General features: G+C 72.0%; 22 protein-coding genes and 2 pseudogenes. 11 read left to right on the top strand and 13 right to left on the bottom strand.

The genetic code is table 11. From position 1 onward, the window contains the following. Positions 1-51 precede the first annotated feature (51 nt). The gene (locus tag EXE51_RS06925) at positions 52-954 is read left to right on the top strand and encodes an MOSC domain-containing protein (RefSeq protein ID WP_137692315.1); all 903 of its coding nucleotides are present in this window, start codon (positions 52-54) and stop codon (positions 952-954) included. 118 nt (positions 955-1,072) lie between these two features. On the opposite strand, the gene EXE51_RS06920 is transcribed toward EXE51_RS06925, so the two are convergent. Together EXE51_RS06920 and EXE51_RS06915 are read right to left on the bottom strand one after the other, a co-directional pair. After that, positions 1,073-1,987 carry a hypothetical protein gene (locus EXE51_RS06920; RefSeq protein WP_049931606.1) on the bottom strand — a complete coding sequence of 305 codons (915 nt, stop codon included), beginning with the start codon at positions 1,985-1,987 and terminating at the stop codon, positions 1,073-1,075. A gap of 79 nt (positions 1,988-2,066) precedes the next feature. Continuing rightward, the gene (locus EXE51_RS06915) at positions 2,067-2,936 is read right to left on the bottom strand and encodes a CheF family chemotaxis protein (protein ID WP_049931605.1); all 870 of its coding nucleotides are present in this window, start codon (positions 2,934-2,936) and stop codon (positions 2,067-2,069) included. A gap of 264 nt (positions 2,937-3,200) precedes the next feature. Between EXE51_RS06915 and fer the strand changes: the two genes are divergently transcribed. The 3 genes from fer to EXE51_RS06900 all read left to right on the top strand — a co-directional run bounded on the left by fer (position 3,201) and on the right by EXE51_RS06900 (position 5,433). Then, entirely contained in the window at positions 3,201-3,590 is a 390-nt protein-coding gene (fer, locus tag EXE51_RS06910) for a ferredoxin Fer (RefSeq protein WP_049931604.1), read from the top strand. A gap of 215 nt (positions 3,591-3,805) precedes the next feature. Continuing rightward, positions 3,806-4,201 (top strand): Htur_1727 family rSAM-partnered candidate RiPP, encoded by a 396-nt coding sequence (locus tag EXE51_RS06905; protein WP_086215424.1) that lies wholly within the window; start codon positions 3,806-3,808, stop codon positions 4,199-4,201. Beyond that, positions 4,198-5,433, top strand: coding sequence for a TIGR04347 family pseudo-SAM/SPASM protein (locus tag EXE51_RS06900; RefSeq protein WP_137690818.1), 1,236 nt, complete (start codon positions 4,198-4,200; stop codon positions 5,431-5,433). The genes EXE51_RS06905 and EXE51_RS06900 overlap by 4 nt, the downstream gene beginning before the upstream one ends. A gap of 21 nt (positions 5,434-5,454) precedes the next feature. Here EXE51_RS06900 and EXE51_RS17525 read toward each other — a convergent pair whose 3' ends face one another. Both EXE51_RS17525 and EXE51_RS06895 read right to left on the bottom strand, forming a co-directional pair. After that, positions 5,455-5,613, bottom strand: coding sequence for a hypothetical protein (locus tag EXE51_RS17525; RefSeq protein ID WP_158413884.1), 159 nt, complete (start codon positions 5,611-5,613; stop codon positions 5,455-5,457). 70 nt (positions 5,614-5,683) lie between these two features. Beyond that, a complete protein-coding gene (locus tag EXE51_RS06895) occupies positions 5,684-6,289 on the bottom strand; it encodes a helix-turn-helix domain-containing protein (RefSeq protein WP_137692314.1) in 606 nt (201 codons plus the stop codon). Positions 6,290-6,427: 138 nt separating this feature from the next. On the opposite strand from EXE51_RS06895, the gene EXE51_RS06890 reads away from it, so the two are divergent. Beyond that, entirely contained in the window at positions 6,428-7,261 is an 834-nt protein-coding gene (locus EXE51_RS06890) for a geranylgeranylglycerol-phosphate geranylgeranyltransferase (protein WP_049931599.1), read from the top strand. Between the two features lie 119 nt (positions 7,262-7,380). Here EXE51_RS06890 and yciH read toward each other — a convergent pair whose 3' ends face one another. The 5 genes from yciH to EXE51_RS06865 all read right to left on the bottom strand — a co-directional run bounded on the left by yciH (position 7,381) and on the right by EXE51_RS06865 (position 13,795). Further along, positions 7,381-7,674 (bottom strand): stress response translation initiation inhibitor YciH, encoded by a 294-nt coding sequence (yciH, locus tag EXE51_RS06885; RefSeq protein WP_004596695.1) that lies wholly within the window; start codon positions 7,672-7,674, stop codon positions 7,381-7,383. Positions 7,675-7,728: 54 nt separating this feature from the next. Then, a complete protein-coding gene (locus tag EXE51_RS06880) occupies positions 7,729-10,005 on the bottom strand; it encodes a transglutaminase domain-containing protein (RefSeq protein ID WP_137692313.1) in 2,277 nt (758 codons plus the stop codon). Beyond that, positions 10,002-11,144, bottom strand: coding sequence for a DUF58 domain-containing protein (locus EXE51_RS06875; protein WP_086215420.1), 1,143 nt, complete (start codon positions 11,142-11,144; stop codon positions 10,002-10,004). The genes EXE51_RS06880 and EXE51_RS06875 overlap by 4 nt, the downstream gene beginning before the upstream one ends. A gap of 27 nt (positions 11,145-11,171) precedes the next feature. Then, positions 11,172-12,212, bottom strand: a complete 1,041-nt coding sequence (locus tag EXE51_RS06870; RefSeq protein ID WP_086215419.1) for a MoxR family ATPase — start codon at positions 12,210-12,212, stop codon at positions 11,172-11,174. A 215-nt stretch (positions 12,213-12,427) separates the two neighbouring features. Continuing rightward, positions 12,428-13,795: a dihydroorotase gene (locus tag EXE51_RS06865; RefSeq protein WP_137692312.1), complete on the bottom strand. Its 1,368-nt coding sequence runs from the start codon at positions 13,793-13,795 to the stop codon at positions 12,428-12,430. A 127-nt stretch (positions 13,796-13,922) separates the two neighbouring features. On the opposite strand from EXE51_RS06865, the gene EXE51_RS06860 reads away from it, so the two are divergent. The 3 genes from EXE51_RS06860 to serS all read left to right on the top strand — a co-directional run bounded on the left by EXE51_RS06860 (position 13,923) and on the right by serS (position 16,233). Beyond that, on the top strand, positions 13,923-14,444 hold the full coding sequence (locus tag EXE51_RS06860) for a hypothetical protein (RefSeq protein ID WP_089308138.1): 522 nt from the start codon (positions 13,923-13,925) through the stop codon (positions 14,442-14,444). Between the two features lie 87 nt (positions 14,445-14,531). Continuing rightward, positions 14,532-14,771, top strand: a complete 240-nt coding sequence (locus tag EXE51_RS06855) for a hypothetical protein (protein ID WP_049931593.1) — start codon at positions 14,532-14,534, stop codon at positions 14,769-14,771. A 91-nt stretch (positions 14,772-14,862) separates the two neighbouring features. Next, positions 14,863-16,233: a serine--tRNA ligase gene (serS, locus tag EXE51_RS06850; protein WP_089308137.1), complete on the top strand. Its 1,371-nt coding sequence runs from the start codon at positions 14,863-14,865 to the stop codon at positions 16,231-16,233. Between the two features lie 27 nt (positions 16,234-16,260). Here the strand turns inward: serS and EXE51_RS06845 are convergent, their stop codons facing one another. Next, positions 16,261-16,863 (bottom strand): LURP-one-related/scramblase family protein, encoded by a 603-nt coding sequence (locus EXE51_RS06845; RefSeq protein WP_137692311.1) that lies wholly within the window; start codon positions 16,861-16,863, stop codon positions 16,261-16,263. 130 nt (positions 16,864-16,993) lie between these two features. Here EXE51_RS06845 and EXE51_RS06840 point away from each other — a divergent pair, with 130 nt between their 5' ends. Next, a complete protein-coding gene (locus EXE51_RS06840; RefSeq protein ID WP_049931590.1) occupies positions 16,994-17,485 on the top strand; it encodes a hypothetical protein in 492 nt (163 codons plus the stop codon). A 17-nt stretch (positions 17,486-17,502) separates the two neighbouring features. Here the strand turns inward: EXE51_RS06840 and EXE51_RS06835 are convergent. Continuing rightward, positions 17,503-18,036, bottom strand: a pseudogene (locus EXE51_RS06835) (P-loop NTPase); the annotation flags it as partial. Between EXE51_RS06835 and EXE51_RS17925 the strand changes: the two are divergent. Both EXE51_RS17925 and EXE51_RS17920 read left to right on the top strand, forming a co-directional pair. Then, positions 17,965-18,120: pseudogene (locus EXE51_RS17925) on the top strand (helix-turn-helix domain-containing protein); the annotation flags it as partial. The pseudogenes EXE51_RS06835 and EXE51_RS17925 overlap by 72 nt on opposite strands. Then, positions 18,121-18,216, top strand: coding sequence for a helix-turn-helix domain-containing protein (locus tag EXE51_RS17920; RefSeq protein ID WP_241990601.1), 96 nt, complete (start codon positions 18,121-18,123; stop codon positions 18,214-18,216). Between the two features lie 96 nt (positions 18,217-18,312). Here EXE51_RS17920 and endA read toward each other — a convergent pair whose 3' ends face one another. Beyond that, a complete protein-coding gene (gene endA / locus EXE51_RS06825) occupies positions 18,313-19,479 on the bottom strand; it encodes a tRNA-intron lyase (protein WP_049931589.1) in 1,167 nt (388 codons plus the stop codon). Positions 19,480-19,534: 55 nt separating this feature from the next. After that, the gene (locus EXE51_RS06820) at positions 19,535-21,202 is read right to left on the bottom strand and encodes an HTTM domain-containing protein (protein ID WP_137692310.1); all 1,668 of its coding nucleotides are present in this window, start codon (positions 21,200-21,202) and stop codon (positions 19,535-19,537) included. Positions 21,203-21,369 lie beyond the last annotated feature (167 nt).

Here is a 21,369-nt window from a genome sequence, read left to right as displayed (position 1 = left end):
GGACGCCCCCGTCGGCCGATCGCTTTTTATCCGGCCCGTCGAACTCGCGGTATGACACGCGTCGCCGAACTCCTCGCGTATCCCCTGAAGTCCTGTGACGGCGTCGCCGTCGACCGCGCCGCGATCGGCCCCGAGGGCGCGCTCCGCGGCGACCGCACGTACGCGCTCGTCGAGGCCGGCGTCGACCCGGAGCGCGCCTCCGTCAGCGGTGGCGGCGGCTACGTCAACGGGAAGAGCGAGCCGGCGATCCACGGGCTCAGCGCCGAGTACGAACTTGCCGGCCCGCCCGACGCCACGCCGACGGCCGTGACGCTCTCGCGACCGGCGACGGAACGCGCCCCGGCCGACGAGCGCACCTTCGCGCTCCCCGACGAAGGCGACGCGCTGGCCGACTGGGTCGGCGAGTACCTCGGGTACGCGGTCGACCTCGTGCGAGACGACGCGGGCGGCTTCCCCGACGACCGCGCCGCGCGCGGGCCGACGGTGGTTTCGCGGGCGACGCTGGCGACCGTCGCCTCGTGGTTCGAGGACGTGGCGGACGCGACGGAGATGCGCCGGCGGCTCCGCCCGAACGTCGTGTTGGACGACTGCCCGGCGTTCTTCGAGGACAGGCTGTTCGCCGACCACGGGGAGGGCGTCCGCGTCGCGGTCGGCGACACGGCGCTGATCGGCGTCAACCCGTGTCAGCGCTGCGTCGTCCCCTCTCGCGACCCGGACACGGGGGCCGAGATCGACGGGTTCCGCGAGCGGTTCGTCCGGAAGCGCCGCGAGACGCTGCCCGAGTGGACCGCGAGCGACCGCTTCGACCACGACTTCCGGCTGATGGTCAACACCGTCGTCGAGGAGCGATCGTGGGGCGACGTCCTCGCCGTCGGCGACGAGGTCACCGTCGACGGCGTCATGACCGTCGACGAGAGCGGGACGCCCGTCGCGGGCGCGGACGCGGCGGAGTGACTCTCCGGAAGCGACGCACGAACGGTAAAAGGCGAGCGGGCGGGTCAGCGAGCGGAACCGGCGACGGTCGAGAGCGGGACCGGCGCGCGAGAGTAAAAGTGACGACCGCCGTGACGCGTCAGCGCCCGCCGTCGGTCATCGCGACCGGTTCGTCCGCGTCGGCGTCGGCCGGCTCCGCGGCGGACTCGCCGCGCGACGCGGGATCGACCGCGGTGTCCGTGACGCCGAACTGCGTCCAGAAGGTCGCGACGACGACCGCGTACGCGACCAGGTCGTAGTGGACCGCGCCCTCCAGCCCGGTGAACGCGGTGAGCGTGCTGTAGCCGTAGAGGGCGGCGACCCCCCCGACGAACGCGACCTCGTTGGTGAACTCACCGTCGCGCACCGCCGCGGCCGCGCGACGGATCGTCGGGCCGCAGGCGACGAGGAACGCGAGCCCCGAGAGCGCGCCGAGGTTAATGAAGAAGTGCGTCGTCATCTGCGAGTCGAGGATCGACTGAAGGTACTGGACGGTCACCGGGTCGTAGAACAGCCACTCGACCCGGGTCGGGTACAGCACCGCGATGTACGGCGTCGCGACCATCAGGCCGAACAGGGTCGCGACCGCGACGCGCGCCGACGCGAACTGCGAGGCGCGCCGGGACTCGAACGCCTCGTCGCCGGGCGCGACGACGAGGCCGCAGGATTCGAGCTCCCCGCGGAGCGCGTCCCGCGAGAGCGACGGGTCGTGGTGGACGCCGACGGTCCCGTTGCGCCGCGTTGCCGAGGCGGCGCTGACGCCGTCGACGTCGCGCAGGACCGTCTCCAGTAACCCCTCGCGGCGGTCGGTCTCGATCCCCTCGACAGAGAACGTGTCGTGGGTGTGGCTCTCCGGCACGCGGGCGACTCGCGGCCCCGAACCGCCGGCGTCGCCCGGACACGTCGAGTCCCCGGTCGGATCGGGCTTCCCCGCCCCGTCGGGCGCGTCGAGTCCCCGTTCGCGGACCACGGCGTCGAGCGGCGACTCGCCGCCGGGGTGGTTGCTGTCTCGCATGAGAGATACCTACGGGTACACGACTATGAAACTTCCCCCGAGCGCGCGCCGCGTCCGGCCCAAACTCCGCGTGCGGCGCTCAGGCGTTGACGGATTCGAGGTACGAGCTCACGATCATCTGTCCCTTGCGGGTGAGCGTGGTCCCGCTGTCGCCGTCGGCGACGAGGTCCTCCTCTCGGAGCGTGTCGAGGATCATCGACGTCTGGGCGACATCGCCGGTGACGACGTCCGCGATGTTCGCCTCGCCGCCCGCGGAGTAGATAGAGACGAGGATCTCCAGCTGCTCTTCGGTCGGGTCGAAGGACTCCAAGTCCTCCATCGCCTCGTCGTACTCGATCTTGATGTACCGGCCGAGGATGTTGAGCGCGCGCTCGTTCGGCACGGTCGTGATCGACGTGACCGTCTGGTCGTCGACGACGTGTTCGAAGACCAGCGCGGGGCGCTTCTTCCCGCCGAGGGTGCGGTCCGTCCGCTCGTAGTCGATCACCGAAGAGAGGTCGACCGTGAACGGGTCCGGACAGTTGTTGAACCGTATCTCGCCCGGCGACACCGACACCGAGGCGCGGTGGTCGGTCGCGTCCGTGACGCGGCCGCCGACCTTCGCTGGGTGTCGCACCGTCACGGTGACGTTCCGCAACAGGGACGTGAACAGCAGCCTGACGAACTTGTCCATGTCGTCGGGTTCGCCTTCCACGAGCGCCGAGCGCCGCGACCCGTCGCGCTCGTACGCGACGGTGACGCTGTCGTTGAAGAACGAGCGCAGGTCGCCGGGGACGCTCCCGACGACGACGTCGAACACCCGCGAGAGGGGGATCGTCTCCTTGCCGTCGTCGGTCGCGAGGACCAGCCGTCGCTGGCTCAACAGGACGCGACCGGTCGCCGGCTCGTCGGCGGACAGGCTCGCCGCGTGAACGCGGCCCACGAAGTCGGCGACGACGGACTCCTCCATCGGTACGTCCTGCGCGTCGTACGCTATTTATTGTTACTCACCTCGTATCAGTCGCGATAACGCGCAGTCACGCGATCGGACGGAGGTCGCCGGCGGTGAGGAACCCGGCCGATCGACGACGCCCCGATCCCCGGACGAGGCGACGGAACGTGCCGAACTCGTTCGGCCGCGGAAGCGAACTCGTTCGGTCGTCGGGCTCTCGTCTCGGCGGCGGCGGACGGGGAACAGCAAAGCCTAATGAGGTGGGCACCAAACCGTCAGGTGATGCCCACAGTAGAATACCTCAACTACGAAGTGCTCGACGACCACGGCTGGTCGATGGACGACGATAATCTCTTCGAGGAGGCCGCAGACGCCGGCCTCGACGAAGAGGACTACGGCACCCTCGAAGTGAACCAGGGCGAATACATCCTCGAATCGGCCGAGGCGCAGGGCTACGACTGGCCCTTCTCGTGCCGCGCCGGCGCGTGCGCGAACTGCGCGTCCATCGTCAAGGAAGGTGACATCGAGATGGACATGCAGCAGATCCTCTCCGACGAGGAGGTCGAGGAGAAGAACGTCCGGCTCACCTGTATCGGGAGCCCGGCCACCGACGAGGTCAAGATCGTCTACAACGCGAAACACCTCGACTACCTGCAGAACCGCGTCATCTGATCGGGTTTCTCCTTCGGTAACGGCCGCTCTCACACGGGATCGCGGCGTACGCGGTCCTCGATCCTCTCGGAGCCGGGAGCGGCAGGTCTGCCGCCGTCGCTCGACTCGGACGGCGACCCCTCCGCGTTACCGTCTCGCCCGAACCCGTTCGGTCGAATTTCGCGGCCGTGGGAACGCGCGAAACCCCGTTCGGGGAACCGTCCGTACGGTGGGGTATGGTCGAGAAGACGGACCGAAGCGAGGGCGCGAACGGGCCGCGGTCGGCCGACGGTCGCCGCTTCGAGGTGTTCGTCCGCGAGGCGGAGTCGGACCCGCTCCGCCACGTCGGAACCGTCGCCGCCCCGACGCCGGACGCCGCCCACGAGGAGGCGAGCAAGCTCTTCGCGTGGTACGCCCGCGACGTGTGGGTGTGCCCGGCCGCAGAGGTTTCCCGGTTTTCCGCCGGGTCGCTCGCGGACGACGGGGCGGAGGCCGGAGAGAGCGACGATGGCGACGGGGACGCCGACGAACCGCGCGTTTACGAGGAGACGGAGGGGACGCCGACCGTCTCCTGCGGCGGCGCGCCCCCGGCCGACGCGGTCGACGCCGACGACGCGGGGGACCAGCGATGATATCCGTCAGCAAGCTGCTCTGCGGGCTCGACGCCGAGAGCGACGGGCTCCGCTACGACGCGGCCGACGGCTCGAAGAAGCCGCAGATCACCGAGGAGGTACAGCAGCGTCCGGTCGTCGTCTGGAACACCACGAAGCGGTGTAACCTCTACTGCGAGCACTGCTACGCCGGCGCCGACGAGGCGGGCGCGCCGAACGAGCTCTCCACCGCGGAGGGGAAGGCGCTCGTCGACGACCTCGCCGAGTTCGGCGTCCCGGTCCTCCTCTTCTCCGGCGGCGAGCCCCTCGTCCGCGAGGACCTCACCGAGCTGGTCGCGTACGCCGACAACAGCGGAATCCGGCCGGTGCTCTCGACGAACGGCACGCTCCTCACCCGGGAGCGCGCCCGCGAACTGAAGGAGGCCGGCCTCAAGTACGCCGGCGTCTCGGTCGACGGACTCCCCGAGCGCAACGACCGCATCCGGGGCGAGGAGGGCGCGTTCGACGCCGCCGTGCGCGGGATCGAGGCCTGCCTCGACGTGGGGCTCAAGACCGGACTGCGGTACACGATCACCGAGCACAACGTCGACGACCTCGCGGGCGTCGTCGACCTGCTCGCCGACGTGGGCGTCGACCGCTTCTGCTTCTACCACCTCGATTACGGCGGCCGCGGCGCCGACATCTCCGACGTCGACCTCTCCCCGGAGGCCACTCGGAAGGCGGTCACCGACCTCTGTGACCTCACCCGCGAGTACCACGACCGAGGCGAGGAGATAGAGACCCTGCTCGTCGGCAACTACGCCGATGCGGGCCACCTGGTCGAGTACGCCGACCGCGAGATGGGGGAGGATCGCGCCCGGCTCATCTACCGGTACCTCGAACGCAACGGGGGCGACCCGACCGGCGAGCGCGTCGCCGACGTCGACCCCGTCGGCAACGTCCACCTGACGCAGTTCTGGCAGGGGTACTCGCCCGGGAACGTCCGTGACCGCTCGTTCGGCGCGATCTGGTCCGACGAGTCGAACCCGCTCCTCTCCGGGCTCCGCGAGCGGGAGGAACACCTCTCCGGGCGGTGCGCCGACTGCGCGTACCAGTCGATCTGTCGCGGCGGCTCGCGGCTCCGGGCGCTCTCCGCGCACGGCGACCCGTTCGCGCCCGACCCGAAGTGCTATCTCACGGAGTCGGAGCGCGCCGGCGAGGAGGCCCTCGCGCGGATCGACGGCCCCGACCGGTCCGCGCCCGCGGACGACTGAGTCGCCGTCCGGCGGCGGACCTCACTCCGGGCCGCCGTCCGACTCGCTGCCCGTGCCGTACTTCGTCGAGAACCGCTCCGCGGGCACCTCGCCGCGCGCGACGCCGATGGCGTCGCGCACGAGTTCGACGGTGGCGTCGTCTCGGGCCGGTTCGGGAACCGGCGGCTCGTCGTCGGTCATACCCGGCCCGACGCGTCGACGCCACCTCCGCGTCCCGCTTCACGTGTGTATCTCTTCAAGAGGACCGCGCTCACCCTTCGACGCCGTCGAAGACGTCGGTCACCAGCTTCGCCTGCGCGGTGCGGAGCCGCTGTGAGAGCGCCGACTTGCTGATCCCGAGCTCGTCCGCGAGGTCGCTCAGGCGCACGTCGCGGTCGTCGTCGAAGTAGCCGCGGACGACCGCGAGTTCGAGGCCGCGGCGCTGTTTCGGCGTCAGCGCGGAGAGGTCGAAGGTGACCTGCTCGGTCGCGTCGGGGCCCTCCACGACCGCGAGCCGGACGAGCCGCACCCGGTCGACGACCTCGCGGAGCTCCTCGACCAGTCGGCGCACGGCGTCGCGGTCGTCGACGTACGCGGTCACGAGGATCGTCCCGTCCTCGACGCGCCGGAAGTGCGGGGCGTAGCCGAGCCGGGAGAAGGCGTGACAGAGGCAATCCTCGCCCACTTCGCCTGTCCCACGGCGCACGTCGCCGTCGGACGTCGTCACGTCGACGACGCACTCCTCGCCGACGGCGTTGACAGCCACCCCGGCGGCCTCGGTGGCTTCGGTGACGATCGGACACCCGCTGTCGTCGACGAGGTCGACGTCGAGGTCGACCCGCAGGCGGCGGTCCCCGCTGACGGCGGCGTCGGACATGACAGCCGGTACGGGCAGCGCCGGTTTTACTTTTCGGCGGATTCCCGCGGACCGGTTGGACGACCCGAGCCGGGCCGGCGGCGCAGCGCGACCGATCCCACACCGTTTATTCCTCGCGGGCGGGAGTAGGCGGACGACGTGCGAGACGCGCTCCGCGGTATCGTCGAGCTCGCGCGCCTCGGCAACTGCGTCGCCGCCGGGGGGCTCACGGCCACCGGCGCGTTCGTCGCGGGCGCGGGCGGCGCCGCCCTCCCGACCGCGCTAGCGGCCGCGACGACCGTCTTCGCGGTCGCCGCGGGCAACGCGATCAACGACTACTTCGACCGCGAGATCGACGCCGTCAATAGCCCCGGCCGGCCGATCCCCCGCGGCGCCGTCTCGCCGCGGACCGCGCTGGCGACCGCCGCGCTCTGGTTCGCGGTCGCGGTCGCGTTCGCGGTCCGACTCCCGACCCTCGCGATCGGCATCGCCGCGGTGAACCTCGTCGCGCTCGTCACCTACACGAGCGTCTTCAAGGGTACGCCCGGGCTCGGCAACGCTCTGGTCGCCTACCTCGTCGGCTCGACGTTCCTGTTCGGCGGCGCCGCGGTCGGGAACCCGCGCGCGGTCCTCGTCCTCGCCGCGCTCGCCGGTCTCTCGACGTTCACCCGCGAGGTGATCAAAGACGTCGAGGACGTGGCGGGCGACCGCGAGGAGGGGCTCGCGACGCTCCCCATCGCGGTCGGCGAGCGCCGCGCGCTGTGGATCGGCGCGGCCGCGCTCGGCGTCGCCGTGACCGTCAGCCCGCTACCGTACCTCTCCGGGACGCTCGGCGCGGCGTACCTCGCGGTCGTCGCGGTCGCCGACGCGGTCATGCTGTACGCCGCCTACGAGGGCTTCGCCGACCCGGCCGCCGCGCAGCGCCGATTTAAGTACGGAACCTTCCTCGCGGCGGTGGCGTTCGTCGTCGGCCGCGCCGCGGTAGTCGCCTGAGACGGTCCGTTCCGGCCGCGTGAGTCGACGGTGCCGTCGCTCCCGGACGCGACTCATGGTAAAAACGAGAGCCGACTGCGGTTCGAACCGACGCTCGACGGCGGACGGTCAGGTGACGGTCACGCGACGTTGAAGCCCTTGTCGCGGAGGAAGTCCTCCACGCGACCCGAGTGGTTCCCCTGGAGTTCGATGGCGCCGTCTTCGACGGTGCCCCCGCAGGCGAACTTCGACTTGAGATCCGACGAGAGGGAACTCAGGTCCACGTCCTTCGGGTCGAATCCTTCGATGACCGTTACCTCCTTACCGTACCTGCGCTCGTCGATGCGGATGCTGATCTGCTGGGACTCTTTCGCGACGTCCTCGCAGACGCAGAGTTCCTGGGGCAGTCCGCACGTCGAGCAGACTTCCGACATTACAGCCTGAGTCTACAGGATGCCCATATTAAATAGTGTCGGGAAGCCCCCCGTTCAGCGGACGAACCGCCCGACGAGCGGCAGCCGTTCGAGCGCGAGCCGGCGCACGGCCCGCCGGGCCTCGTCGGCCTCGGCGCGCGTCACCGACCCGGCGTACGCGGCGCGCTCGTACGCGGCGGCGACGGTCTCGACGCGCTCGTCCGCGCCGAGCGTCCGGACCGCGTCGACGTAGCTCCGCGGCGTCTCCCCCGGGCGCCGCTCGCGGTAGCGCCCGGCCAACAGCCGTTCGAGGTCCCCGAACGCGCGCTCGGCGTCCGCCCTCGGATCGCGCCGCCGCCGCGGGAGCGCCGGACCGATCCGACGGTGAACTCGTCCCGCGAGTCCCGTCCGGCGGACCCCCGCGACGCCGAGCCCCGCGACGAGCAGCCAGTAGAGCGCGGTCTCCGGGTCGGGGAGCGACCCGAGCGGGCCGCCGTCGCTCCCGTCCGCCTCGGATCCCCTCGCCGACCGCGTGGCCGCCGCCGGAATGGTTCCGGTCCGGGTCCCGTCGAGCCGCGCGATGTCGGTGGGACCGACCGCGCCGCCGCCGCTCGCGTTCCCGACCGTCGAGTCGTTCGTCCCCCCGCTCGGCGCGTCGTCGGTCGTCTCCGCGTCGGTCTGGTTCGGTTCGGGGTCCGGCGTCCGGTCCGGGACGGACGCGTCCGTGTCGACGTTCTCCGCCCCGTCGGCGCGCGCCTCCGCGAGCCGGGTCGCCCGCGTCTCGTCGCGCGGCCCGGACGGGGTCGGGTCGAACGCCACCCAGCCGTGGTCCGGCACGTAGATCGACACCCACGCGTGGGCGTTCTGTCCCCGGACGACGTACTCGTCGTCGCCCACCCGCTGGCCCGGGGTGTAGCCGGTCTCGAAGCGCGTCGGGATCCCCTGCGACCGGAGCATCGCCGCCATCGTCGTCGCGAAGTACACGCAGTACCCGGCGTCCATCTCGAAGAGGAACGCGTCCGCCACGTCTCCCTCGGGCTCCTCGACGGTCAGCGTGTACTCGTACTCCGAGCGGAGGTACGCCTCGACCGCGGCCGCCTGCTCGTACGGCGACTCCGCGCCCGCGGCAGCGACGATCTCCTCTGTTCGGTCGCCGACCCGCTCGGGCGTGCTCTCGGGCAGCTGCGTGTACCGCTCCTCGATGGCCGTCGGGTAGTCGTCGCTGGCGTTCCGGAGCGCCGCGGGGTCTGCGTCGAGCACGCGGCTCCGGACGACCGCCCCGTCGCCCGGTTCGAGCGGCTCCGCGAGCCGGAGGCTCCCCCGCTCGTCGACCTCGACCGCGCCGCCGCCCAGAGCCGAGACCGGCTTCCACGGCGCCGGCAGCGCGGTCGACTCGGCCTCCGAGGTGATCCGCGTCTCGACGAGGTCGCTCGCGCCCGGCGGGCCCGACAGCGAGCCGTTGACCGCTGACCGCTCGCCGCTCCGCACCCACCCATCGCCGGTGTAGGTGTCGTACGCGCCGGTGTGCCAGTTCCGCTCGACCGGGCTCTCGATCGTGTACCGCACCTCCGGCGAGAGCCGCGTCGATCCGACGACGTCCAGCTCGTCGTCGCCGCTCAGGCTCGACTCTAACGTCGTCGTCCCGCGGTCGAGCCCCAGCGGGGCCGCCGCCCCCGCCGGGATCACGGTGACGGTCGCGCTCGCGACGACCATCGCGGCGACCACCACGGCGAACGTCCCCGCGTGGCCGCGGCGCCGGCTCGGCGTCGAGAGCGTCGCGAGGCCGACGGCGAGCGCCAGGCCGACGACCCCGGCGACCGCGGCTCCCGTCTCGGCGTCGCCGGTCAACACGAGGAAGCCGAGCGTCCCTCCCGCGACCGACGCGGCCGCGACGTGTCGCCCGCGCCCGGCGAAGTAGCCGACGAGGAACGTCGGCACCGGCGCCACCGCGAGCACCCAGACGTCCGCGAGCGCCAGCCGCAACACGGAGAGCCCGGTCGACAGCGCGAGGAGGTCCAAGGCGACGCTCCGCGCCGTGAACAGCGCTCGCCGGCTCTCGGGGATCGCGAGGACGTAGGCGGCGAGCCCCGCGGCGAGGAGGAGGCCGGCCAGCCACAGCGCGGTCCGCTCGCCGACGGCCCGCGCCAGCGCGACGCCGCCGAGGCCGGCGAGCGCGACGACGCCGGCGGTCCGTCCCGTCCCGCCGACGACGTTCGTTATTTGGAAGAACACGGCGAGGTACGCCGCGGTGACGACCGCGACGCCGACGACCGCCGGGTCGGCGAGCCGCCCGTCGCCGTCGGTCGGCTCGCCCGGTGAACGGGGTTCCCGGAGCGACGAACCGCGGCTCACGGCGACGCCACCTCCCCGGGGTCCGCCGCGCTCTCGGCTCGGCGCGGGCCGTGGGCTCCGGTCGGCGTGCCCTCCTCCTCGGCCTCGCGGCGCAGGTCCGCGAAGGAGACCGCCCGGTCGCCCGTGCGGAACCGGGCGCCGTCCGCCCCGGCGACGATCGTCACGTCGGCCTCGTCGTCGGCCACAGCTCCCGGGCCGGTCACCGCCGCCAGCTCCAGCACCTCTCGTCGACCGCGGCCGCCCGGTGCCGCCGAGACGCGACCGCCGGGGAGCCGCACGTCGACCGGGACCCCGTCGTCGAGCAGCGCCAGCGCGAGACTCACCGCCGCCCGGGCGAGCTCGTCGGCCGCGACCGCGCTCGCGGCCCGGTCGGTGTCGCCGTGGTCGATACCGGCGAACACCGGTCGTTCCTTCCCGCTGCCGACGTCTGTCCCGCCCGCGATCGTCACCCGGTTCCGCGCGGTCTCGGCCGCGAACTCCTTGACGACGATCTCGTCTCGCTTGGCGGTCGTCGCCCAGTGGACGTCGCGGACCGCGTCGCCACGGGTGTACTCGCGGAGCCGGTCGAACTCCTCCCGTTGCCGGCTCACGTCGACCGCGTCGGCCGCGTACAGCGCCCGCCGGAACCGCGTCGGCATCGGGTCGCGGGGCGGGTACACCGTCACGGCGTCGGTCTCGTCGACGACCAGTTCGCGCTCGAAGAGGCCGAACACGTCGGTCACGGTGAGGTCGATCGGTCCGAGGGTCCGCTCGCCGCGCTCGCGGTACGTCACGCGGTACGACACCGGCTCAGTGCCGACGGACGCTCGGATCGGCGCCGTCGGCCCGTCGAGCCCCTCGTCTACCCGGACAGACACGTCGGCGAGGAACGACGGGGAGGCGTCGCCGCCCCCGACCGCGTCGGGTCCGAACTCCAGGCGGACCTCCCGCGTCTCCCCGACGAATCCGTCGGCGGGCGCCACGTGGCGGACCGCGGGCACGTCGACCCGCAACACTTGGACGTAGCCGGCCGCGAGCGCGATGGCGACCGGGATCACGATCGCGTCTAAGGCGCGGCCGCCTGCTGCGAACGCGCTGGCGGCTGCGACGAGGCCGACGACGCCGGCGACGCGCCCTCGTCGGGTGAGCGCTGGCGTCATCGGCGCGAGGGGGGCGTCATGGGCGGGTCACTCCACGCGAATCCGGTCGAGCGCGTCGCTGACGACGTCCGCGCCGTCGGTCCCGCCCGACTCGGTCCGGACCCGATGCGAGAGCACCGTCGGCGCCTCGGTCTGAACGTCGTCCGGGATCACGTACCCGCGGCCGTCGAGCGCGGCGCGGGCCTGCGACGCGCGGATCAGCGCGAGGCTCCCGCGCGGGCTCGCCCCGAGCTTCGCGTTCCGCCGGGTGAACACCGCGAGCCGGGCCACGTACTCCCGGACCGCCTCCGAGGCCTCGACCTCGCCGACGACCCGGCGGGCCGCCCGCACGTCCGCGATCGTCGCGACCGGCTCGACCGAGTCGACCGGGTGGTCGCCGGTGAGCCGCCCGAGGATCGCGGCCTCCTCCTCGGTGTCCGGGTAGCCGAGCCGGATCTTCTTCGTGAACCGGTCGACCTCCGCGACCGGAAGCTCGTACGTCTGTCCCGGCTCCACGTCGTTCTGGGTCGCGATCACGCAGAACGGGTCCGGCAGCTCGCGGGTGGTCCCGTCGGTCGTCACCTGGTTCTCCTCCATCGCCTCCAAGAGCGCCGACTGCGTCTTCGGCGGGGCGCGGTTGATCTCGTCGCCCAGCACGACGTTCGCGAACACCGGACCGGGCTGGAAGTCGAACTCGTCGGTGCGGCGGTTGAACACGTTGACGCCGGTGACGTCGGAGGGAAGGAGGTCGGGGGTGAACTGGACGCGCTTGAACGAGCCGTCGATCGAGCGCGCGACCGACTTCGCGAGCGTCGTTTTCCCGACGCCCGGCACGTCCTCCACGAGCAGGTGGCCGCGCGCCAGCACGGTGACGAGGACGTGTTCGACCGCGCCTCGCTTGCCGACGATCACGTCCTCGACCTCCTCGACGATGCGGTCCGCGAGCGTGGCGACGTCCGCGGGGGTCTCCGGTCCGCTCCCCGCGCCGGCCCCGGTCGTCGCTCCCGCGGCCTCGGCGTCGCTCGATTCCGCGTCGGCCGACCCCGCGGGACCCGTCCCGACCGGCCCCGACTCTCCGGGGTCGGTCATGTCCGGCCGACCTCGTCCGGGTCGGGCTCCCGCCCCGAGGCGACCGTGCGAATGCTCCCCGTGGTCATCGATATACACCGGCTAAGGCGAGCAACGGCATATGCGTTCCGCCGCCCCCGATCCGTCGTCGCGGCCGATTTCGGCGTCTCGGCCGTCGATCGCCCGGACGCGCGGTTTCCGCACAGCGCTCCGCGATTCCCTTCGGTTCCCCGCGATTACGACTCCCTGACGTTCCGCCCGACGGGCTCGCCGAACGACGCCGCCCCCGTCGCCGGGTCGCGTTCGTAGACGACCTCGCCGCGGACGAGCGTCACCTCGGGGAAGACCCCGCGGAGCCCCTCGAATGGGGTCCACGCGGGGGCGCTGTGGAGCGCGGCGGCCTCGATCTCGCGGGGGTCGGCGATGTCGACGAGGACGAGGTCGGCGTCGCGCCCCGCCGCGACCCGCCCCTTCCGGTCGAGGCCAAATATCTCGGCCGGGTTCGCGGCGACCACGTTCCGGACGCGTTCGAGCGACAGTTCGCCCGTCCGCGCCGACTCCAGGAGCAGGGGGTACAGCGTCTCCACGCCCGGCACGCCGCTCGGCGCGTCGACGAGTCCCCGCCGCTTCTCCTCGACCGTGTGAGGCGCGTGGTCGGTCGCGACCACGTCGACGTCGCCCGCGGCGAGCCGGGCGAACAGTGCCTCGCGGCGCTCCTCCGACCGGAGGGGCGGGTTCATCCGCCCGAACGTGCCAAGCGACCGCGCCCGCTCGCGGGAGAGGTAGAGGTGGTGCGGCGTCACCTCGCAGGTGACCAGTGCGGTGTCGGCGTCGCCCCCGTCCTCGTCGGCTCCCGACCCGCCCTCGCGGGCCTCCGTCACCGCGTCGACCGCCTCCGGCGTCGAGGTGTGCGCGACGTGGAGCTGGGCGTCGCGCTCCGCGGCCGTCGCGAGCGCGCGCTCGACCGCGGCGACCTCGGCGTCGGCCGTCCGATAGGCGGACCACGCGTTGGCGGTCGCGGCCGTGCCGACCCCGCCGAGGTCGCCGTTGAGCGCGCCGTCGTCGAACAGCGTCGCGTCCTCGGCGTGGACCGTGACCGGCACGTCGCGGGCGCTCGCCTCGTCGAGCGCGTCGGCGAACAGGTCGGCGTCGATCCCCATGTCGCCGGTCGAGTCCGCGAGGAACACCTCGCCGAGCGCGAAGAGGCGCCGATCGAACAGCTCCTCGGGGTCCCAGTCGAGGGTCACGCCGCCGTTGATCCCGTAGTCGACGAGCGAGTCGGCCGCGAGCGCGGCCTTCTCGTCGAACGCCGCGCCGTCGACCGTCGGGGGCGAGGTGTTCGGCTGGTCGACGACGGTCGTGACCCCGCCGGCGGCCGCGCTCTCGGACCCGGAGGTCCACGTCTCCTTGTGCCCCCCGCCGGGCTCCCGGAAGTGGACGTGGACATCGACAGCGCCCGGCAGGAGGTGCCTCCCGCGGGCTTCGAGGACGCGCTCGCCGCCGTCGGCGCCGAGCCCCTCGGCGACCGCGTCGATCCGTCCGTCGTCGCCGATACGCACGTCTCGCACCCGGCCGTCGGCCAGCGTCGCGCCCGTGATGAGCATCGTTGTCGGCCGGTCGCGGCGAGCGGGATAAACGCTGGTGGTTCCGGGCGGCCGCCGGCCGACCGCGACGGCGACGCCTCGCAGGTCACCACAAGAGGTTTGCCGCCCGCGGCGGCTCGTCTCGCGCATGGTCTCGCCCGTCCCCGCTCCGTCGGTTCCGACCTCCCTCGCTCCCGCGGTCGTCGATTCGGTCGTCGGCTGGCTGTGGACGCTCGCGCTGCTGGGCTTCCCCGGGCTCGTCGCCGCGGGACTGTGCGCGCCGTTCCTCGCGGCGTCGCGCCTCCGGGCGCTGTTCGAGGCGCTTCCCCCGGCGGGGCGGGTCCTCCCCTCGTACCTTGCGGTCGCGGTCGGGCTCTCCGTCCCGTACCTCGTCGGGGTCGGCCTCACGGTGGCGCGCGCCGGCGAGGCGGGGCCCGCGTGGAGTTCGGGGTTCCTCTCAACGGCGCTTCTCGGCGGCGTCCTCGTCGGCCTCGTCGCCCCGGCGGCCGCAGTCGCCGGGCTGCCGCGGTTCGGGGTCGACTGGGACCCGACGGGATACGGCGTCGGGACGTGGCTCCTCCTCGGCGCCGCCGGCCTCTGGTACGCGGTCGTCGCCGCCGTGCCGCTCGCCGCGCTCGCCGTCGGGATGGCGTTACCGGGCGGGTACTGACGGCGACGCGCGAACCGGGCGCCCCGACTCCGCGGGACCTCCCGATTCCATAACACTTTGTTGCCTCGCGTCGAGACTCCCCCGCGCATGCTCCCCGCACCATTCCGGCTGTTCTTCGTTGCCGTCCCCCTCCTCGTTAGCGCCGGCGCGCTGGCGATGGCGGCGTTCCCGCGAAAGATGACGAGCTGGCAGACCCGCTCGCCAGACGGATCGACGGGGCGGATCGAACCGAGCGACACGCGGATCCTGATGATGCGCGTGATGGGCGTCGTCGTCGCCGCGCTCGCCCTCCTGATGGCGTTCGGTACGTTCTCGTTCATCCCCTGAGGCCCGCGGTTCCGCGCTCCGGCCCGAATCCTTGTCACGCGGTGACGACGCTCCGATACGGTTTTGGGTCGCCCCGCGGAACTCCCGACAAATGCTGTCTCGACAGTTCGTCCGGGAGAACCCCGAGGTCGTCCGCGAGGCGCTCGACAACAAGGGCGTCGACGTCGACCTCGACCGGATACTCGACGTCGACGAGGAGTGGCGGAAGCTGAAACAGCGCGGCGACGACCTGCGCCACGAGCGCAACGAGGTCTCCTCGACGATCGGCGAGCTGAAAGCCGCCGGCGAGGAGGAGGCGGCCCAGGAGGCGATCGAGCGCTCCCAGGAGCTCAAGTCGGAGCTCCAGGAGGTCGAGGCGCGCGCCGACGAACTGGAGCGCGAACTGGAGGCGTCGCTGCTCGAACTGCCCCAGATCCCCCAAGACTCCGTGCCGGTCGGCGCGGACGAGTCGGAGAACGTCGAGGTGCGCCGCGAGGGGTTCGACGACCACCGCGAGGTCCCCGCCGACGTGGAGCCGCACTACGACCTCGGTGAGGACCTCGAGATCCTCGACTTCGAGCGCGGCGCGAAGGTCGCCGGCGGCGGGTTCTACGTCGCGAAGGGCGACGGCGCGCGCCTCGAACACGCCCTGATCCAGTTCATGCTCGACGTCCACCGCGAGCAGGGGTACGAGGACGTGTTCCCGCCGATCCCCGTCAACTCCGAGTCGATGCGCGGCACCGGGCAACTCCCGAAGTTCACCGAGGACGCCTACCGCGTCGAAGGGTCGAACGAGGACGACTACGACGACGACGACCTCTGGCTGCTCCCAACCGCCGAGGTGCCGGTCACGAACCTCCACCGCGACGAGATCCTCCTCGGCGAGGACCTCCCGCTGAAGTACCAGGCGTACACGCCCAACTTCCGACAGGAGGCGGGCGAACACGGCACCGAGACGCGCGGTATCGTCCGCGTCCACCAGTTCAACAAGGTGGAGATGGTGAACTTCGTCCGGCCCGAGGAGAGCGACGAGCGCTTCGAGGGGCTCGTCGACGAGGCCGAGGAGGTGCTCCGCCGCCTCGAACTGCCGTACCGTATCTTGGAGATGTGTACCGGTGACCTCGGGTTCACGCAGGCGAAAAAGTACGACGTTGAGGTGTGGGCACCCGCGGACGACATGGACGAGGGCCCGGAGCAGGGGGGCCGCTGGCTGGAGGTCTCCTCGGTCTCCAACTTCGAGGATTTCCAGGCGCGCCGCGCCGGGATCCAGTACCGCGAGGAGCATCACGAGTCCGCGGAGTACCTCCACACCCTGAACGGCTCGGGGCTCGCGGTCCCGCGGATTGTCGTCGCGATCCTAGAGTACTACCAGAACGACGACGGCACCGTCACCGTCCCGGAGGCGCTCCGCCCGTACATGGGCGGCACCGAGGTCATCGACGGTCACGACGCGGTCGGCGAGTCGAAGCTGGGCGGGGAGTAGCCGGCGCCGTCCCCTCGGTCGCGGCCGCTACTTGTTCTCTAGGGCGTCGAGGATACACGCGGCGGCGATCACCGCCTCCTTCGGCACGCCGCTCGCGTCGTCGATAGTGACCGTGTAGGCGTCGCGCATCGAGAACTGCCCCGCGATGTCGCCGACGTGGCCGCCGTCGGCGTCGAATATCTCGTACTCGTTCGGGATCAGGTTCGCGGGGCCGACGAGGTGCCGGAGCGCGGACAGCACCTTGTTTTTCGACCGGATCGTCGCCAGCGCCTCGCCGGTGTCGGGGTCGCGAATCGTCCAGTTCTCGACGAGAAGCGAGAGGTCCTCGTCCAAGACGACGACCTCCTCGCCGGTGCCCGCGTCGGTGATCGCGTAGTTGCCCGCGACGTCCATGATGCCGCCGGCCTTCACCGAGAAGGCGTCCTCGCCGTCGGCCGTGACGAACGGGAACTCCTCTTTCAGCTTGAACATCTTCTGTTTCCCGCGCAGGACGACATCGCCGGCGCTGTCGGTGACGGCGTACTTGTTGCGGACCAGCGACTGCGTGACCTCGTATCGGTCGTCGCTGAGGTCCACCGTTGAGATGTCGTACGCGCTCGACTCGGCGGGGAACGTGGAGGGGTCGACCATGGGTGTCGACGCGCGTCACCGCCGGAAAAAGCTTCCTGCTCTCTCCGCGGCGCCCGCGGCCGGCCGGTAGCTCAAGCGATCGTCGTAGCCTCCGAGACCCCTTTTGAAACGGCGCACCGTCGTGACGGTAATGTCTCGACTCGCCCTCGTCGCGGTCGCGTGTCTCGTCGTCCTCGCCGGCTGCCTGTCGGGCGGCGCTCCGGGCTGCCCCGCGATAGGACCGGACGGCGAACGGGTCGACGATCCGGTGTGTCCCGACCAGCGGACGGGCGGGCTCTCGCTGTCCCTCGATCGGGACGGGGAGACCGTCCGCGTCGTCGCCACGAACGTGGGCGACGAGCCGGTCCCGATCAATCCGGACCGGTGGGTCGTCTTCCGGAACGCCGCCGACTCGGGGGCGCCCGAGTGGCGGGCGGCGGCGAACGCGCCGGCGGGAACGTACAACCTGACCGTGATCGAACTGGCCCCCGACGAGACGCGGACGTGGGCGCTCCGCTACGACCCGACCGCGTCGGACGCGTCCGACCGGCGCGACGCGGTGCTCGACCGGCCGGGCGAGTACGTCTTCTCGCTCGGGTCGAACAACAGGACCTACGTGATCCCCTTCGATATCGAGGCGTGAACGGCGGCGCGAGCCGCTCAGACCGCCTCCTCGCTCTCCCGCTGTCGGTGGTGACGCCGGAGGACGCCGACTTTGTTCGCGACCGCGGCCGCCAGGTCCCGGAACGCCGCCGCGGCCTCGCCGTCGCCGTCGGAGACGATCGGCTCACCGTCGTCGCCTCCCGCGCGGACGGCCGGGTCCAGCGGCAGCGATTTGAGGTACGGTACGTCGACCGACTCGGCGAGCGTCCGCCCCCCGTCCTCGCCGAATATCTCGTGTCTATCCCCGCAGCTCGGGCAGACGAACCCGCTCATGTTCTCGACGACGCCCAACACGTTCGTCCGGTACTCCCCGAACATCTGAACGCCTCGACGGGTGTCGCCCACGGCGACGGACTGCGGCGTCGTGACGACGACTGTCCCCGTCACGGGGAGGTTCTGAAGCACCGTCAACTGGACGTCGCCCGTCCCCGGCGGCAGGTCCACCACGAGGTAGTCGAGCTGCCCCCACGACACGTCCTCGAAGAGGTCGGTGAGCGTGTTCTGCGCGACCGGTCCGAGCTGACCGACCGGCAGCGCGAAGCGGCGCGCACCGCGCACTTCGCCGGGTTCTTCGAGTGGCCCAGCGAGCACACCGGAGAGGAGATGGCGTCGATGATGGACATCTCGCAGACGACGTTCACGCAGCACCTCCGCGCGGCCGAAAACAAGCTGTTCGCCGCGCTGTTCGACGACACTGTGACGGTGTCGTGAACGGCCCGCGGAGCGGTGACTGGTCGGCCACGGGGCGGTGATCGGTCGGCCGCGAGATGGTCGGCTGCGGTATCCCTCAACTCCGGTGCCGGTCGGCTACGGCGTCAGTCGGTCGACCGAGACCCACTCCACGTCGGCGGCGCGGACCCAGTCCGCCGCGCGCGCGCCGCGTCCGCCGCCGCCGACCGACGTCACCGCGAACACCATCTCCTTGCGGACGCCGCCGGCGAGCCGCACGTCGAGCGAGAGCTCGCGCGGCGAGAACCGGTGGTCGGCCTCGACGACGCGCACCAGGTGTTCGGAGTGGGGCAGGTCCTCGACCGTCTCCACGTCGAGGTACGTCCGGAAGTCGGCGCCGAACTTGAAGCCAGTCTTCGGCACCGCGTCGGCACCGCGGAGGCGCTCGTACACCGCGAGCCGGCGGTCGAAGCGGTCCCCCTCCACCTCGCGGCCGCGGGCAACGATCCGGGCGGCGTCGTCGCCGGCAACACCCCCCTCGTCTCCGACCGACGTGGACAGCGCCAGCCGGCCGTCCGCGACCAGCGACGCGGCCTCGACGAGGGAGAGCTGGAGCGCGCCCTCGACGTCTGCGGCCCGTCCGGTGAGCGGGCGGCCGTAGAAGCCGCGCTCGTACAACCCCTCGGGGGCGTCCCAGACGACGACGCGGTCGGCGAGGAGGACGCCGCTCAGGTCGGCGGGGGGCTCGTAGTCGGTCGCGCCGTCGACCGCGCCGCCCTCGGCCGCGAAGTAGGTGATGTCGGACTCCTCGTCGACGACCGCGAGGGTGCGGCCCGCGAGCCCCGCGGCCGCGACGGACTCCCGCTCGCCGACGACCCGAATGGGGTACTTGACCTTGCCCGTGTCGGGCGTCTCGCCGCGCTCGTAGGCGACGAAGTCGACCGCGTCTCCCGGCGCGTCGCTCCCCCCGGGCCACGGCTCGCGGGCGGGCGAGAGGTAGAAGCCGCGGTCGCGGAGGTCGGAGTAGACGAGGAACCGCACCGCGAAGCGGTCGGCGGCGGCCGCGCTCGCGACGAAGAAGCGCTCGAAGCCGACGGGGTCGCCGCCCGACACGCCCGCCGCGTCGCCCCCGAGTTCGATCCCGGAGAGGTCGCCGCGGAACAGGAGGTGGGCGGCCTCGACCCGCGAGAGCGCGATCTCGTTGCCGTCGAGCGGCCGCCCGTACCCCCGGGCGTCGTAGAAGCGCTGGCGGGCGTCCCCGCCCACGCGGACCGCGTCGCCCCGCAGGTGTCCCGTCGGTTGCATACCCGTCACGGCGGCCGGGCGAGGGAAGGGGGTTGCGGTCGGCGGTCGGGGCCGGTCACTCGTCTTGGATGAACTCGCCCGAGCAGTCGTACTCGATCAGCTCGAACCCGTTCGCGGCCACCACGCTCCCGTTGTAGGGGTCGGTCCGCTCGTACTGCTGGTGGATCGTGACGTTTTCCACGGCCGTCTCGCGGGTCCGGTTCCAGTCCTCACAGAGGTAGTTCGCGAGGTACGACCGGTGGTTCTCGTTGTCCGTCGACGCGACGTTGCCGAGGTACTTCCGCCAGCGCGCGCTCCGGTAGGTGGCCTCCGCGCGCGGCGGCCGGTCGAACTCCACGGGCGAGTCGCGCAACACGTCTCGCTCGGTCCCGTCGGCGAGGGTGCCGACCGTCACGAACCACCGGGTCGTGCGGGTGGGATCCGGTGCGAACATCCGCCAGTGTTGGTCCATCTCGACGGTTTCGAGGGCGTTTTCGGCCGGGTCTGGCGTCTCGGCGTAGCCGACCGCCTGGGCGCTCGAGAGGACGATCAGCACGAGGAAGACGTACGGCACGACCGTCGAGAGGAGCGGTCGTCCGCGTCCGACTCGCGCGCGGAGGCCGGCGAGGGCGCCGCTCGGCGTCGGTCGGGGTATCGACGCGTCGAGCGAGGCGAGCGACTCTCCGACGGACTCGAGGCGCGCGCGCCACCGTTCGAGGGCCGCCGGCGGGCCGAACCGATCCACGGCGCGCTCCGCGGCGTCCCAGACCGGGGTCTGGAAGAACGGCACGAAGCCGACGACGACGACGATGGGGAAGAGGCCGATCGGCATCGTGACCGCCATGCCGAGGTGCATCCCGACGAACAGCGAGGCGATCGCGGCGCGCGGGATCCCCGTGAGCAGGATCAGCAGCGGGGAGGCGAACAGGAGCGCGATCCACAGGACCGTGAGACCGCGGAGCAGGCCGGTGAACTCGGCGAGGTGGTTCCCCAGCAGGTAGGTGAAGTGGTCCGCCTGCATGATGTACGCGACCGCCTCGCCGTCCATCCAGAGGTCGCTCCCGCGCTTGTGGATGCCGTTCGTCACGTACATCAACAGCACCTGTATCAGGACCGCCATCGTGGCGACGGTCGCCACGGCGGACCCGGACGGCCCGGCTGTCGCGGACTCATCGCCGTCGTCCGCCCCAGGATCTCTCTCGGAGCCGCCCGCGCCAGCGGCGGCGTCCGCGTCGGTCCCCGCGCCTGCCCGCCTGAGGGCGTCGACCGACCAGCGGGCGCCGAGCGGGAGGAAGACGCTCCAGAAGAGCAGCATGCGGAGCAGGCTGTCGCCCGAGTTCAACACCATCGGGTTCCGGGCGTGGAGCGAGAGCAGCAGCAGCCACGAGGCGAGCGCCGCGAGCCGCGTCCGATAGCCGGCGAGCAGCGCGAGGGCGAACGCGCCCGCGAGCGCGAACAGCAGGGTCACGGCCCACGGCTCACCGACGAGCGCGTGGACGGAGTACACCTCCCCGTAGTCGGCGAACAGCGCGCTCCGCGGGAGCACGCCGTCGTCCGTGTAGAAGGCGGACAGCGAGCGCGACCGCCGGATCAGGTCGGCGATCACCAGCGCACCGAGGCCGATCCGGAAGGCGGCGAGCGCGCGCAGGTCCACCGAACACCGCGCGGCGAGCGCCGCCGAAAGCCGTCGCACGACGGTCCGGAACCGCGATCGGGCGGTCGCGACGGAGGAACTTCGAGCCATGATGTCGGACTCCAACTTGTTGGAGAGGCCGAGGGACCTGTATAAGTTTTCCGTGCGCGGGACGGACCGCGTCCGCCTCGGCGCCCGCCGGGGTACCCGGCAACCGGTATCCCCCTTCTGCGCTCGCCGCAATCTTCCGCTCCGCCGCCACCGCAACCCCGGCTCCG

The sequence above is a fragment of the Halorubrum sp. CGM5_25_10-8B genome (genome assembly GCF_005435095.1).
GTDB classification, from domain to species: Archaea; Halobacteriota; Halobacteria; order Halobacteriales; family Haloferacaceae; genus Halorubrum; species Halorubrum ezzemoulense.
The sequence above is the reverse complement of the archived record's forward strand: the minus strand, read 5'-3'. Positions and strand labels throughout refer to the sequence as shown.